The sequence below is a fragment of the Corynebacterium sp. KPL1995 genome, assembly GCF_000477935.1.
Taxonomy (GTDB): Bacteria; Actinomycetota; Actinomycetes; order Mycobacteriales; family Mycobacteriaceae; genus Corynebacterium; species Corynebacterium pseudodiphtheriticum.
In genome coordinates this window covers 1897281-1912199 of sequence record NZ_KI515715.1, presented here as the reverse complement: position 1 = coordinate 1912199, position 14919 = coordinate 1897281, and the positions used below count along the sequence as shown (strand labels likewise).

Below are 14919 nucleotides of genomic sequence, written 5' to 3'. Positions count from 1 at the left end.
GCCCGGAACAACCGAAAGCAACAAACAACAGTAAAGGAACGATCATGAAAAACCGCATCGTACTTGCGTACTCCGGAGGTTTGGACACCTCAGTAGCTATTCCATACCTGGCACGCCAAACGGAAGGCGAAGTTGTCGCCGTGGCACTAGACCTGGGCCAGGGGGGCGAAGACATGGAATCGGTCCGTCAGCGTGCACTGGATTGCGGCGCTGTGGAATCCATTGTCGTCGATGCTCGCGACGAGTTCGCTGAAGAATATTGCTTGCCGACGGTCCAGGCCAATGGCATGTACATGAAGCAGTACCCACTGGTGTCTGCGATTTCGCGTCCGCTGATCGTCAAGCACCTGGTGCAGGCTGCCCAAGAACACGGCGGCACGCACGTCTCTCACGGTTGCACTGGTAAGGGTAATGACCAGGTTCGCTTCGAAGTTTCCTTCCGTGCGTTGGATCCATCACTGGACATCATTGCGCCAGCGCGTGACTATGCCTGGACTCGTGATAAAGCCATCGAGTTTGCTAACGAGATTGATTTGCCGATTGAGCAATCGGAGAAATCACCATTCTCGATTGACCAAAATGTATGGGGCCGTGCTGTCGAGACTGGCTTCCTGGAAGACTTGTGGAACCCTCCAACAAAAGATCTCTACGCATACACTGAGGACCCAGCGCTGGGTAACGCTCCAGACGAAGTGATCATTTCTTTCGAAGCCGGACGCCCGGTTGCTGTTGATGGCAAGAAGCTTTCTCCGCTTGAAATTATTGAAGAGCTCAACCGCCGTGCAGGTGCGCAGGGCGTAGGCCGGTTGGACATGGTGGAAGACCGTTTGGTTGGTATCAAGTCTCGTGAAGTTTACGAAGCCCCGGGCGCGATGGTGTTGATTAAGGCGCACGAAGCCATCGAAGACGTCTGCCTGGAGCGTGAGGTTGCTCGTTACAAGCGCAGCATCGATGCCCGTTGGTCTGAAGAAGTTTACGACGGCCTGTGGTTCAGCCCATTGAAGAAGTCGTTGGATGCTTTTATCCAGTCGACCCAGGAGCACGTCACCGGCGATATCCGTCTGGTATTGCACGCCGGCAACATCATCGTTAACGGCCGTCGCTCAAACCAGTCGCTGTATGATTTCAACCTGGCTACTTACGATACTGGCGATACCTTCGACCAGACCGCCGCGAAAGGCTTCGTTCAGTTGCACGGTCTGTCCACCCAGATTTCTAACAAGCGTGATCGCGAGGCAAATAACTAATGGCTGGAATTCAGGCGCATTCCACGAACGAAGGCGCACTGTGGGGCGGACGCTTTTCAGGCGGTCCGTCCGATGCCATGGCTGCGCTATCTGTATCCACGCACTTTGATTGGGTTCTTGCACCTTATGATGTGCTTGCCTCGAAAGCTCACGCCCGTGTTTTACATAAAGCTGAGTTGCTCTCGGATGAGGACTTGGAGGCAATGCTCGCTGGTCTTGACCAGCTTGGCCGTGATGTCGAATCGGGCGAGTTTACGCCGGATCCTGGCGATGAAGACGTGCATGGTGCGATGGAGCGTGGCCTGATTGATCGTGTTGGCAAGGAATTGGGAGGCCGGTTGCGGGCAGGTCGTTCACGTAACGACCAGGTTGCCACGTTATTCCGCATGTGGGTACGCGACGCCATTCGCGACGTAGCTACGCAAGTTGTCGACCTCATCGACGCGCTTGCGGCACAGGCAAAAGCACACCCACGTGTAATCATGCCGGGTAAGACTCATTTCCAGGCTGCGCAGCCGATCTTGTTGGCGCACGGCCTGCTGGCCCACGCACAACCGTTGCTGCGCGATCTTGATCGACTCCGCGATTTAGATAAGCGTTTGGCAGTATCGCCCTATGGTTCTGGTGCGTTGGCTGGTTCTTCGTTGCAGCTGGACCCAGAAGCTATCGCGGAGGAGCTGGGCTTTGACAGTTCTGCGGAAAACTCTTTGGACGGAACCTCATCGCGAGATTTTGCTACGGAAGCAGCATTCGTGTTGGCGCAGATCTCCGTCGACATGTCCCGCCTGTCCGAAGAAATTATTGCCTGGTCGACGCCAGAATTTGGCTATGTCACCTTGAGTGATGAATGGTCCACGGGCTCATCGATCATGCCGCAGAAAAAGAACCCGGACATTCCGGAACTGCAGCGTGGGAAGACTGGCAGGCTAATTGGTAATCTCACCGGGCTGCTTTCGACGTGCAAGGCTTTGCCTCTGGCGTATAACCGCGATTTGCAAGAGGACAAAGAACCGCTTGTCGACGGTTTTGCCCAGTTAAACTTGGTGCTTCCCGCAATGACGGGCTTGGTTTCTACGCTGGTATTCCACGAAGACCGGATGCGTGAACTCGCACCCCGCGGGTTTACCTTGGCCACGGACTTGGCCGAGTGGATGGTGCGTCAGGGAGTCCCATTCCGTGAAGCACACGAAGCGTCTGGTTCGTGCGTCCGCTTAGCTGAACAAGCAGGGGTTGATCTGGTGGATCTCTCCGATGAGCAGCTTGCAAGCGTCGACAGGCGATTGACCCCAGAGGTTCGTGATGTACTGACCATTGATGGCGCGGTGGCATCGCGAGCAACCCGTGGCGGAACTGCTGGTGTCCGCGTCGACGAACAGCGCGAATCCGTGGAAAAGGCAGCCACCGAGTTCCGTGAATGGGCCTCTATCACTGTCGCGGATAAAGCGAAGCGATAAGCTAGCCGCATGAGTCTTGATCCCCGGTTATTGGAAATTTTGGCCTGTCCACAAGACAAAGGTCCATTGGTGTATCGCGAAGCAGAAAACGTGCTCGTCAATGAACGGAAAGGCATTGCCTACCGTATTGACGAGAATGTGCCTGTGCTGCTTGCCGACGAAGCAATGGAGTGGCCGAATGATTCCCAAGGAGAGAATTAACCATGAACAATATCGTTGCTGAACTGCAATGGCGTGGTCTGATTAATCAGTCCACTGATCTCGATGAGCTGCGCGAAGCGACATCGAAGCCCATCGCGTTGTATTGCGGATTCGATCCGACTGGGGATTCCTTGCACGCTGGCCACTTGGTTCCGATGATTATGCTGCGGCGTTTTCAAGAAGCAGGTCATCGGCCGTTTGTTTTGGCAGGTGGTGCTACTGGTTTTATTGGAGACCCTCGTGATGTGGGGGAGCGTTCGATGCTCAGCGAAGCGGAGCTTGAAGCTAACGTCTCTGCGATTAAAAAACAGCTGCGACAGTTTGTAGACTTCACGGGCGATAACGCTGCGACATTGGTCAATAACGCGGACTGGACGATGGGAATGTCTGTCGTGCAATTCCTGCGAGATATCGGAAAAAACTTCTCGCTGAACACCATGTTGGACCGTGAGACCGTGAAGCGTCGTTTGGAATCGGATGGAATTTCTTACACTGAGTTTTCCTACATGTTGTTGCAAGCCAATGATTACCTGTACTTGAACAAAGAACACGATGTGGTGTTGCAGATTGGTGGCTCGGACCAATGGGGCAACATCATTTCTGGTGTTGATTTGAACCGTCGTGTTTCTGGTGCGAAAACCCACGCGCTAACAGTTCCATTGGTTACAGATGCCAGCGGGAAGAAGTTTGGGAAATCCACTGGGGGCGGAAAGCTATGGTTGGACCCGGAAAAAACTAGTCCTTACGCGTGGTACCAGTATTTTGTGAATGCTGGTGATACCGACGTTGTGCGTTATCTCAAGATGTTCACGTTCCTTTCACAAGAAGAAATTGCTGAATACGAGCGTGCCGTAGCCGAAGAACCGCACAAGCGTGCCGCGCAACGGCGGCTGGCTGAAGAAATGACCGACCTGGTTCACGGAGTGGAAGCACGAAAAGCCGTGCAACTGGCGTCGCAAGCTTTATTCGGTCGTGCCGATTTGGCAGACCTCGATGAGCGGACGCTAGAAGGTGCGCTACAAGAAACCACAGTTGCGAAAATCTGTGCAGGTGAAGCACGTTCAATCGTAGATCTGTTGGTTGTTTCCGGTTTAGCGGAATCCAAAGGCGCTGCTCGCCGAACGATCAAAGAAGGCGGTGCATACGTGAATAACCAGCGCATAGAATCAGCTGAATGGGAGCCAGAAACGGACGACCTGTTGCATGGCAAATGGTTGGTACTGCGGCGTGGAAAGAAAAACTTTGCCGGGGCGAAAGTCACGATATAGGGCAAGTTATATATCGCGATTTATGCCTTATGACCTGGCGATTTGTGAACAATCTATAACGTGTGTAGATTAATCCAAGTCGCCGCGAGGGGCTGACAGAGAAAATAACTTCACAGGATGTTGGTTCTGGTGGTTGTGTTCTTTGTTTGTCTGGTGGTGATGGTGATAATTTTATAGGGCCGATGCTCGCTGGCTTTCGGATGGTTTTTGCTGTTTGTTGTGTTGGTGGGTGGCGCTGGTTGTGGGTGCTTTCTGGTTCCGGTTGTTGTGGTGAACGACACAGTGTTCTGGTTTGTGTTTCTACAACGTAGTGTGTAACATCGGTCTGGCTGCTTTACGGAAGGGCGCTCGTTGATAAGGGTGCTTGAGTAGTGGGGTGGTGGTGTTGTGTGAGAACTCAATAGCGTGTCAATGTACTTATTATTTTTGATACTTACTTGATTAGTGGGATGTAGATCCTTTTTGTTTCTGCATTTGATTAATCGTTTTGAGTAAGTGTTGCTCTTTGATTTTTCTTTTGTAGTTTTTTGACTAGGTTATCAGACTCTTTTTCTGATTTTTTATGGAGAGTTTGATCCTGGCTCAGGACGAACGCTGGCGGCGTGCTTAACACATGCAAGTCGAACGGAAAGGCCTCTTCGGAGGTGCTCGAGTGGCGAACGGGTGAGTAACACGTGGGTGATCTGCCCTGCACTCTGGGATAAGCCTGGGAAACTGGGTCTAATACCGGATAGGACCATGCTTTAGTGTGTGTGGTGGAAAGTTTTTTCGGTGTAGGATGAGCCCGCGGCCTATCAGCTTGTTGGTGGGGTAATGGCCTACCAAGGCGGCGACGGGTAGCCGGACTGAGAGGTTGGTCGGCCACATTGGGACTGAGATACGGCCCAGACTCCTACGGGAGGCAGCAGTGGGGAATATTGCACAATGGGCGCAAGCCTGATGCAGCGACGCCGCGTGGGGGATGACGGCCTTCGGGTTGTAAACTCCTTTCGCCAGGGACGAAGCGTTTTGTGACGGTACCTGGAGAAGAAGCACCGGCTAACTACGTGCCAGCAGCCGCGGTAATACGTAGGGTGCAAGCGTTGTCCGGAATTACTGGGCGTAAAGAGCTCGTAGGTGGTTTGTCACGTCGTCTGTGAAATTCCACAGCTTAACTGTGGGCGTGCAGGCGATACGGGCTGACTTGAGTACTGTAGGGGTAACTGGAATTCCTGGTGTAGCGGTGAAATGCGCAGATATCAGGAGGAACACCGATGGCGAAGGCAGGTTACTGGGCAGTTACTGACGCTGAGGAGCGAAAGCATGGGTAGCAAACAGGATTAGATACCCTGGTAGTCCATGCCGTAAACGGTGGGCGCTAGGTGTAGGGACCTTTTGGGGTTTCTGTGCCGTAGCTAACGCATTAAGCGCCCCGCCTGGGGAGTACGGCCGCAAGGCTAAAACTCAAAGGAATTGACGGGGGCCCGCACAAGCGGCGGAGCATGTGGATTAATTCGATGCAACGCGAAGAACCTTACCTGGGCTTGACATACACTGGATCGCTGCAGAGATGTAGTTTCCCTTGTGGCTAGTGTACAGGTGGTGCATGGCTGTCGTCAGCTCGTGTCGTGAGATGTTGGGTTAAGTCCCGCAACGAGCGCAACCCTTGTCTTATGTTGCCAGCACGTTATGGTGGGGACTCATGAGAGACTGCCGGGGTTAACTCGGAGGAAGGTGGGGACGACGTCAAGTCATCATGCCCCTTATGTCCAGGGCTTCACACATGCTACAATGGCCGGTACAATGCGCAGCGAGCCTGTGAGGGTGAGCTAATCGCTTAAAGCTGGTCTTAGTTCGGATTGGGGTCTGCAACTCGACCCCATGAAGTCGGAGTCGCTAGTAATCGCAGATCAGCAATGCTGCGGTGAATACGTTCCCGGGCCTTGTACACACCGCCCGTCACGTCATGAAAGTTGGTAACACCCGAAGCCGGTGGCTCAAACTCGTTTAGGGAGCCGTCGAAGGTGGGATCGGCGATTGGGACGAAGTCGTAACAAGGTAGCCGTACCGGAAGGTGCGGCTGGATCACCTCCTTTCTAAGGAGTTTTTATTGTGCACTGATTGTTTCCACAGTTGTGGGTGGTCAGTGTTTTGCTGTGATTGTTGTTCATGCACCTGTATGTGGGTGTGTGGGTTGCAGCGTTATTATTTTTTGTTTGTGGGTTTGCATTCTGTTTTCACTTGGTTGAGTGGGTATCATTTTTTTGTGTGTTGGCACGTTGTTGGGTGTCTCGGGCAGCACTTGTGTGTTGTTCGTTGACCATCATGGCTGTGGGTGAACGTTTGTGTTTGCTTGTGGTTGTGGTTGGTGTGGTGTGTGAGAACTGTATAGTGGACGCGAGCATCTGTGCGCATGATGCAGCTTTTGTTGTGTTGTGTGTGCTGTAATTTTTTTCTTTTGTGTTTATTTTGTTGTGTGTTGTAAGGGCACATGGTGGATGCCTTGGCATGCTAAGCCGATGAAGGACGTGGAAGGCTGCGTTATGCCTCGGGGAGTTGTCAATCGAGCGTTGATCCGAGGATGTCCGAATGGGGAAACCCGGCTGTGGTTATTCGCAGTCACCTGCTGGTGAATTTATAGTCAGTATGGGGGTTACGCGGGGAAGTGAAACATCTCAGTACCCGTAGGAGAAGGAAACAATAGTGATTTCGTTAGTAGCGGCGAGCGAACGCGAATGTTGGCTAAACTGCATGTGTGTGATACCTGGTAGGGGTTGCATGTGTGGGGTTGTTGGGAGCAATTGTTCAGTCACTACCATGGCTGTGCTGGTGCGTGCGTGTTAGGTGAAGTGGTTTGGAATGGCCCACCGGAGTAGGTGAGAGTCCTGTAGTTGAAGGCATGTGCGTGTTGGTTGTTGTTTCCCGAGTAGCGGCGGGCTCGTGGAATCTGCCGTGAATCTGCCGGGACCACCCGGTAAGCCTAAATACTTAGTGTGACCGATAGCGGATAGTACCGTGAGGGAATGGTGAAAAGTACCCCGGGAGGGGAGTGAAATAGTTCCTGAAACCATGTGCTTACAATCCGTCAGAGCACCTTTTGTTGTGTGATGGCGTGCCTTTTGAAGAATGAGCCTGCGAGTCAGCGGCATGTCGCGAGGTTAACCCGTGTGGGGTAGTCGTAGCGAAAGCGAATCCTAATTAGGGTGTTGTAGTGGCATGTCCTGGACCCGAAGCGGGGTGATCTACCCATGGCCAGTGTGAAGCAGCTGTAAGAGGTTGTGGAGGCGCGAACCCACGTAGGTTGAAAACTGCGGGGATGAGCTGTGGGTAGGGGTGAAAGGCCAATCAAACTCCGTGATAGCTGGTTCTCCCCGAAATGCATTTAGGTGCAGCGTCGTAGGTTAGCTTGGTGGAGGTAGAGCTACTGTTTGGTTGAGCGGGACTATCATCTTAGCAACATCAGACAAACTCCGAATGCCATTGAAGTGTTCTACGGCAGTGAGACTGTGGGGGATAAGCTTCATAGTCGAGAGGGAAACAGCCCAGATCGCCGGCTAAGGCCCCTAAGGGTGTACTAAGTGGAAAAGGATGTGGGATCGCGATGACAGCCAGGAGGTTGGCTTAGAAGCAGCCATCCTTGAAAGAGTGCGTAATAGCTCACTGGTCGAGTGGTTCTGCGCCGACAATGTAGTGGGGCTCAAGTACACCGCCGAAGCCGCGGCAACTATTTTTAGTTGGGTAGGGGAGCGTCGTGCATGAGGTGAAGCATGAGTGTGAACACGTGTGGATTGTGTGCGAGTGAGAATGCAGGCATGAGTAACGAATTGTAAGGTGAGAATCCTTACCGCCGGATGACTAAGGGTTCCTGGGTCAAGTTCGTCTTCCCAGGGTGAGTCGGGACCTAAGGCGAGGCCGACAGGCGTAGTCGATGGATAACCAGTTGATATTCTGGTACCCGAGTGTGTGCGTCAATGGTAAAGCAGTGATACTAACCACGTGTGAGACTCATTGATTATGCTCTTTGAGTGTGTTGATGGGTTGAGTTTGTGGGGCCTGATCTGTGGTCCAAGTGATGGGGTGACGCAGTGGGGCAGCCACGCCGCTTATTGGATTGTTGGTGTAAGCGTTGAGGTTGGTGCCATTGGTAAATCCGGGCACTGTTTGCTGAGGCGTGATGCGTAGCCCTTTTTTGGGTGAATGTGGTGTGCTTATGCTGTCGAGAAAAGCCTCTAGCGAGTGCATATTCGGCCCGTACCCTAAACCGACACAGGTAGTCAGGTTGAGAATACTAAGGCGTTCGGGTGAACTGTGGTTAAGGAACTCGGCAAAATGTCCCCGTAACTTCGGGAGAAGGGGAGCCCCACCGGGTTTTGCTTGGTGGGGCCGCAGAGAATAGAGGGGTCCGACTGTTTATCAAAAACACAGGTCCATGCGAAAACGTTAAGTTGATGTATATGGACTGACGCCTGCCCGGTGCTGGAAGGTTAAGAGGACCTGTTAGATCTTTTGGGTCGAAGCGGAGAATTTAAGCCCCAGTAAACGGCGGTGGTAACTATAACCATCCTAAGGTAGCGAAATTCCTTGTCGGGTAAGTTCCGACCTGCACGAATGGCGTAACGAGACCCCTGCTGTCTCAACCACAGGCCCGGTGAAATTGCAGTACGAGTAAAGATGCTCGTTACGCGCGGCAGGACGAAAAGACCCCGGGACCTTCACTATAGCTTGGTATTGGTGTTCGGTTTGGCTTGTGTAGGATAGGTGGGAGACTGTGAGGCATGCACGCTAGTGTGTGTGGAGTCGTTGTTGAAATACCACTCTGGCTTGATCGGATACCTTAACCTTGGCCCATGATCTGGGTTGGGGACAGTGCCTGGTGGGTAGTTTAACTGGGGCGGTTGCCTCCTAAAGAGTAACGGAGGCGCCCAAAGGTTTCCTCAGCCTGGTTGGCAATCAGGTTTTGAGTGTAAGTGCACAAGGAAGCTTGACTGTGAGAGTTACTGCTCGAGCAGGGACGAAAGTCGGGACTAGTGATCCGGCACCTACTTGTGGATGTGGTGTCGCTCAACGGATAAAAGGTACCCCGGGGATAACAGGCTGATCTTCCCCAAGAGTCCATATCGACGGGATGGTTTGGCACCTCGATGTCGGCTCGTCGCATCCTGGGGCTGGAGTAGGTCCCAAGGGTTGGGCTGTTCGCCCATTAAAGCGGCACGCGAGCTGGGTTCAGAACGTCGTGAGACAGTTCGGTCTCTATCCGCCGCGCGCGTAGAAACTTGAAAAAGGCTGTCCCTAGTACGAGAGGACCGGGATGGATACACCTCTAGTGTGCCAGTTGTCACGCCCGTGGCATGGCTGGTTGGCTACGTGTAGAAGGGATAACCGCTGAAAGCATCTAAGCGGGAAGCCTGTTTTGAGATGAGGTTTCGTTATTAGGTGCCCTAGAGACTATGGGGTTGATAGGCCAGATCTGGAAGCGTTGTAAGGCGTGGAGGTGACTGGTACTAATTCACCGAACTACTACAACATGCCGGTTTTTTGGCTGGTGTTTTTCGTGAGAGATTAATTTTTGTTGTGCTTTGCGTCCACTATGCAGTGTTTGACACACCACGCCGTGTTTGTGTGGTTGACGGGCACATGATTTGTTTGTGTGTTGTCTGGTTGGTTGTGTCGGTGGTTGATAGCGGCAGGGAAACGCCCGGTCCCATTCCGAACCCGGAAGCTAAGCCTGCGTCGCGCTGATGGTACTGCACTCGGGAGGGTGTGGGAGAGTAGGTTGCTGCCGACACTATATAATTTCATGTTTGATTGTTTGTTTGGCCCGTGGTTGGGTGCATCGTGGTGGTGCATTCAACCACGGGCCACAAACATATCCACACCCAATTTATGGCGCCAGGTTTTCGTGGCTCAGCATATTACCTTTGAACGCGCTTAAGTGCGCCACAAGAGGCAGAGTCCGGACGACAGTGCATTTTTTTCTTAGTCTAATTTTGGGTCTTATAACCAGCAAACTCACATCCGCTATCAGCTGCAAATACCCCACGTCGACTTTCTTTCGCTTCGGCAGCAGCCCGCTCAATTTCTTCGTAAAATAGTGTGTTTGGTTGCACCAAGATCGGTACTGCTAAACCAGCAGCGGCGACTTCTCGGTTTACAAAGGTTTCTCCGGCATATACTCCTGCTAGCTCTCGCCCATAGTGGTCAGCTTGTTCCTGATCATAAACCAACTGCACTTGCGTACCTTCCGGAATCAGGTCTTCGACAAACTGTTTGGCCTCGTCGGCGTAACATTCTTTATTGAGCTCCGGCGTATCTATATTCAACAGCCGGATCCGCGTTGTTTCCGAAGTTCCAGGCTTCCTTACGCGAATAGTATCGCCATCGACGACGCTAGCGACAACCACAGTCCTGTCTGTGCGCTCTGGCCTCTGCCCGTTGTCTATATCGGAACCCAGTAATTGATAGCCCCCGTACAGAAGGGCTGCAATAATTGTAAGTCCGAGCGCAGATTTCGATCTCCTCTGGTCCACCGTTTGCCTCCTGGCTGTTTCAGCGTTCTTCGGTTAATTATTTTTCCCGGTGCAGGTTTAACGTTTCTCGGCTTAGCATAATCCGGAGCTTTTAGTTCTTTAGGGCCAGGTCCGCTCAGCGTAGTCCAACGAGCCTTCGTCGCCTTCGCTGTCCCAACCCCTTCTGTTTTCTTTTCCTACCTTTACACGCTTTGCCATGTCGTCCGCTAACGGTGATTCCGCCTACTGTAGCTATCGCTGCTCTATCCAGTTCGCTAAGCTAGCTGGAAGCTGGCAGATTTTTGGCGCAACGATAATTAGAAAGAGGATCCTGTATGAATAAACCCGCGGGTCGACCACGGCGAACTGGAAACAAAGGCAACAAACGGACCCACAGCCAGAATCGCGGGGGCAGGCAATTCGATTCCCAGCGTTCCGCGAAGGCGAATAAGGGGCCCCAGAAACCTGGTTTCCGGGAAGATCGCTTGAACAAACGCTCAACAGAGCCTGATCTACCAGATGATATTGATCCAACCGTCCTGGATCCAACTGTTCTGCAAGATTTGAAGGTCTTGTCGAAAGATAACGCGGATTCTGTAGCTAAACACATGATTATGTCGGCTACGCTGATGGAAGAAGATCCACAGCTAGCATTGCGTCATGCCCGCGCAGCTAAGGACCGTGCCGGCCGAGTTTCGGTCGCTCGGGAGGTAAACGGCATCGCGGCCTATCATGCTGGTGAGTGGAAAGAGGCTCTAGCAGAGCTCCGCGCTTCGCGACGTATGCACGGTGGTCCCGGTCTTTTGGCCGTAATGGCTGACTGCGAACGCGGCCTTGGGCGGCCGGAAAAAGCTATCGAATTATCAAAGTCACCAGAAGCCCGCAATTTACCTCTCGACGAGGCCATTGAATTAGCGATTGTCGCCGCGGGTGCTCGCCTAGATCAGCAACAGGCGGACAGCGCCGTGATTACTTTGCAGCGCGCTAATCCAGATAAAGCTGATCGGGGGATGGCAGCTGTGCGCCTGAGCTATGCCTACGCCAACGCACTGTTGGAGGCCGGCCGTCGTGACGAAGCTCTGGATTGGTTCGAGCACGCTGCTGAAATTGATGAAGAAGAGTGGACTGATGCAGAAGTGCGCTTAGAGGAGTTGAAGAAAAGCTCATGAGTCTGTTAACTCAGCATGATGGTCTACTTGTCGACTTGGACGGCACGGTGTGGAATGGTGACACTGCCATTGCATCAGCTATTTCGGCCCTGAACGATGTCTCCGTTCCCGTCGCCTTCGTAACTAATAACGCTTCAAAAGCCCATGCTGCCGTCGCTGAAAAACTCCGTGCCTTAGGGATAAACAACGAGAGTCCCACGGTGTTTAATTCGGTCGATGCAGTTGTGCAGCTGCTGCAACAAGAAGCTGAGCCGGGCACTACCGTGCTCGTTGTCGGCACCGCTTGGCTGCAAGAAACCATTGCAGACGCGGGGTACCGGGTAGTGACCTCAGCTGGCGACGACCCCGTCAACGCAGGGATCGCAACAGTTGTGCAGGGACATAACCCAGAAAATGGTTGGGCTCAGTTGTCGGAAATTGCATTGGCTGTTCGTGCCGGCGCTCGCTATATTTTGACTAACGCGGATACTTCACTGCCTACAGAACGCGGGTTTTATCTGGGCAACGGTGCGATGGCCGCTGCAGTTACAGCGTCTACTGGGGTGCACCCCCGGGCAGCGGGTAAGCCGGAACCGGAATTATTCCATTTGGCTGCGCAGAAGATCGGGGCAAAGAATCCGCTGTGCATAGGCGATCGCTTAAATACAGATATTGCTGGTGCCAACAACGCTGGTTTCGCTTCCTTGCATGTGCTTACAGGAGTTTCGGGGGCAATCGATTTGCTTGAGGCATCACCGGAGCACCGGCCAACTTATATTGGCGTTGATCTTGCTGATGTCCTCCTTCCTGCTGAACAACTACGACCCGGGGCGCAAAATGGTTTTACCGCGCGTGGCGATGGGCACGATGTTTTATTGGAACGCGGCTCGGTAGAAGGTCACGGTAACAACGGCCAAGGGCAGGCTGCCCATTCGGCTGCTGCGTTGCGCACCGTGCTTGAAGTCGCGTGGGCACTGCCGAAGCCACCCCGGTATATCCATCCGCGATCAGAGTTTGCCGAAAAAGCTGTAGATAGCTGGAACTAAGCCATGTCTGTACCAAAACCGCGTGACCCCAACGCCTTATCGATTACCCCGGGTGAACTTGCCGATGAACTGGACCATGTGTTTGCACAACCAGCAACCGATCTAGAAATGGAAGCCGAACAACTCGAACGGGCACATCAGATCTTGCAACGTGGTCTACAAGAAAATTAGCGTGTTGATCGCGGAAGTAGTCATCGCAACACGAAACACCGAGCTCAGGAATGACGAGTAACCCATGCACGACACGCACAAAGAATCCCGCTCACGGCTCGATGCAGCGCTGGTGTACCGCGAGTTGGCCCGGTCACGGGAACATGCGGTCAGATTGATTAAAGATGGCTTGGTTGTTGTCGAGGGGACAGTTATTCGGAAACCCTCTTTCCCAGTGACGCATTCGAACTTGGTGACGGTTAGCGGTGGTGGCGAGCCGGAATGGGCATCGCGGGGCGCTTATAAATTGCTCGGAGCACTCGAGGAATTTGCGCCTGCAGGCCTGGATCTTACGGGCAAAAAGGTTCTTGATGCTGGTGCATCAACCGGAGGTTTCACTGATGTGTGTTTGCACTGTGGAGCCTCTGTGGTCGTGGCCGCTGACGTCGGACGTGAGCAATTGATTCCGCGGTTGCGCAGCCACCCGCAGGTGTTGGTGAAAGAACAGCTTAATCTGCGGCACGTCACTGTTGATGACACGGAGGGCTACTGCGATGCCATGGTTGGAGACTTATCTTTTATCTCTTGGCGGTTAGTGCTGCCTGCTATTGCTTCGGTGCTTGCCGACGGCGCTGACCTACTTCCTATGGTCAAACCACAGTTTGAAGTCGGTAAGAATCGACTTGGAAATCGCGGAGTAGTGCGCAGCGCACAGCTACGAGAAGAAGTCACCATTGGGGTTGCTGAATTTGCTGCTGAGTTGGGCTTATCGACGCTAGCGGCAGGGGCCTCGCGGCTGCCAGGTCCGAGCGGAAACGTAGAATACTTTTTATGGCTGAAGAAAGACGGTGGAGCACGGATGCCGTCTGACTCGGTTTTGCACGAGTTAATTCATAATGCGGTTGAGAAAGGACCACAGTGACGAGGTTGAACATGGCTGCTCAGAGCAACCGGCGCGCTAGTGACCAGCGTGTCGTCTTGTTGGTCCCGCATACTGGCAGCATGGGCAACGTAGCTACCACCGAACGCGTTGTTCGCTTGCTTTCTGCCGCTGGTATTTCTGTGCGCATCGTCGTTGATGATCGAACCACCGGCGTGAGCGAACATCCGTATCTCTCCCTGTATCCGTTGGTTGCTGCAGAACCAGAAGCTGCGCGTGGTTGCGAGCTGGTGCTTGTTCTCGGAGGAGATGGCACTTTTTTGCGTGCTGCAGACTTGGCACATGCAGTTGACGTCCCGGTCCTAGGTGTGAACATGGGCCATGTCGGCTTTCTTGCCGAGTGGGAAGAGGAATCGCTGGAAACCGCGATCGAGCGCGTCGTCAAGCGCGATTATCGCATTGAAGAGCGCATGACCATTGACACGGTCGTAGTCGATGCAGCTGGGGAAGAAGTTGGTCGTTCTTGGGCGCTCAATGAAGTTAGCATGCATAGTCAGAATCGACGTGGAGTGCTTGATGCCATTCTCGAAGTCGACGGCCGGCCGGTGAGTTCATTCGGTTGCGATGGTGTGCTGATCTCGACACCGACGGGGTCTACCGCGTATTCGTTTTCTGCTGGTGGGCCAGTCTTGTGGCCTGAGTTGGATGCGATTTTGGTGGTGCCGAACAATGCGCACGCGCTTTTTGCTAAACCACTTGTAGTTTCACCGGCATCGACGGTGGCGGTAGAGTCCGCTTCGCAAACTGATGAGGCGGTCGTGATTATGGACGGTCATCGGCAAATCACTATGCCTCCGGGATCGCGAGTAGAGGTGGTTCGAGGCGCACATCCGATTCGTTGGGTACGCTTGGATGATAAACCGTTCACCGACCGCCTCGTTAACAAATTTTGGTTGCCGGTGGAGGGGTGGCGTGGTCCACGGGGACTTCGCCGCGGGGCCAACGACACGGACGATGCACGAGGGGGAGGCGAGTAGTCA

10 protein-coding genes and 3 rRNA genes are annotated in these 14919 nt (G+C 53.3%); 12 read left to right on the top strand and 1 reads right to left on the bottom strand.

Annotated features, from left to right (window positions below):
- Positions 1-44 precede the first annotated feature (44 nt).
- The 7 genes from HMPREF1292_RS08475 to rrf all read left to right on the top strand — a co-directional run bounded on the left by HMPREF1292_RS08475 (position 45) and on the right by rrf (position 9934).
- Positions 45-1247 carry an argininosuccinate synthase gene (locus HMPREF1292_RS08475; protein ID WP_021352201.1) on the top strand — a complete coding sequence of 401 codons (1203 nt, stop codon included), beginning with the start codon at positions 45-47 and terminating at the stop codon, positions 1245-1247.
- A gap of 8 nt (positions 1248-1255) precedes the next feature.
- Complete coding sequence (argH, locus tag HMPREF1292_RS08470) at positions 1256-2701, top strand: argininosuccinate lyase (protein WP_031267972.1); 1446 nt, start codon at positions 1256-1258, stop codon at positions 2699-2701.
- A gap of 9 nt (positions 2702-2710) precedes the next feature.
- Positions 2711-2902, top strand: coding sequence for a Trm112 family protein (locus tag HMPREF1292_RS08465; RefSeq protein WP_023019533.1), 192 nt, complete (start codon positions 2711-2713; stop codon positions 2900-2902).
- 2 nt (positions 2903-2904) lie between these two features.
- The gene (tyrS, locus tag HMPREF1292_RS08460; RefSeq protein ID WP_023019532.1) at positions 2905-4170 is read left to right on the top strand and encodes a tyrosine--tRNA ligase; all 1266 of its coding nucleotides are present in this window, start codon (positions 2905-2907) and stop codon (positions 4168-4170) included.
- A 559-nt stretch (positions 4171-4729) separates the two neighbouring features.
- Positions 4730-6245, top strand: a 16S ribosomal RNA gene (locus HMPREF1292_RS08455).
- A gap of 375 nt (positions 6246-6620) precedes the next feature.
- Positions 6621-9675 (top strand): 23S ribosomal RNA (locus HMPREF1292_RS08450).
- Positions 9676-9815: 140 nt separating this feature from the next.
- Positions 9816-9934: ribosomal RNA gene (gene rrf / locus HMPREF1292_RS08445) — 5S ribosomal RNA — on the top strand.
- Together the 16S, 23S and 5S rRNA genes form the textbook arrangement of a ribosomal RNA operon.
- A 196-nt stretch (positions 9935-10130) precedes the next feature.
- Here rrf and HMPREF1292_RS08440 read toward each other — a convergent pair.
- Positions 10131-10550 carry a thermonuclease family protein gene (locus tag HMPREF1292_RS08440; protein WP_051137389.1) on the bottom strand — a complete coding sequence of 140 codons (420 nt, stop codon included), beginning with the start codon at positions 10548-10550 and terminating at the stop codon, positions 10131-10133.
- 440 nt (positions 10551-10990) lie between these two features.
- Here HMPREF1292_RS08440 and HMPREF1292_RS08435 point away from each other — a divergent pair, with 440 nt between their 5' ends.
- The 5 genes from HMPREF1292_RS08435 (at position 10991) to HMPREF1292_RS08420 (ending at position 14916) form a co-directional block, all read left to right on the top strand.
- The gene (locus HMPREF1292_RS08435) at positions 10991-11824 is read left to right on the top strand and encodes a hypothetical protein (RefSeq protein WP_021353145.1); all 834 of its coding nucleotides are present in this window, start codon (positions 10991-10993) and stop codon (positions 11822-11824) included.
- Positions 11821-12849 carry an HAD-IIA family hydrolase gene (locus HMPREF1292_RS08430; RefSeq protein ID WP_023019530.1) on the top strand — a complete coding sequence of 343 codons (1029 nt, stop codon included), beginning with the start codon at positions 11821-11823 and terminating at the stop codon, positions 12847-12849. The genes HMPREF1292_RS08435 and HMPREF1292_RS08430 overlap by 4 nt, the downstream gene beginning before the upstream one ends.
- A gap of 3 nt (positions 12850-12852) precedes the next feature.
- Positions 12853-13020, top strand: a complete 168-nt coding sequence (locus tag HMPREF1292_RS11280; protein WP_023019529.1) for a hypothetical protein — start codon at positions 12853-12855, stop codon at positions 13018-13020.
- A gap of 64 nt (positions 13021-13084) precedes the next feature.
- The gene (locus tag HMPREF1292_RS08425) at positions 13085-13921 is read left to right on the top strand and encodes a TlyA family RNA methyltransferase (protein WP_023019528.1); all 837 of its coding nucleotides are present in this window, start codon (positions 13085-13087) and stop codon (positions 13919-13921) included.
- 11 nt (positions 13922-13932) lie between these two features.
- Positions 13933-14916 (top strand): NAD kinase, encoded by a 984-nt coding sequence (locus HMPREF1292_RS08420; RefSeq protein WP_023019527.1) that lies wholly within the window; start codon positions 13933-13935, stop codon positions 14914-14916.
- The last annotated feature ends 3 nt before the right edge of the window (positions 14917-14919 follow it).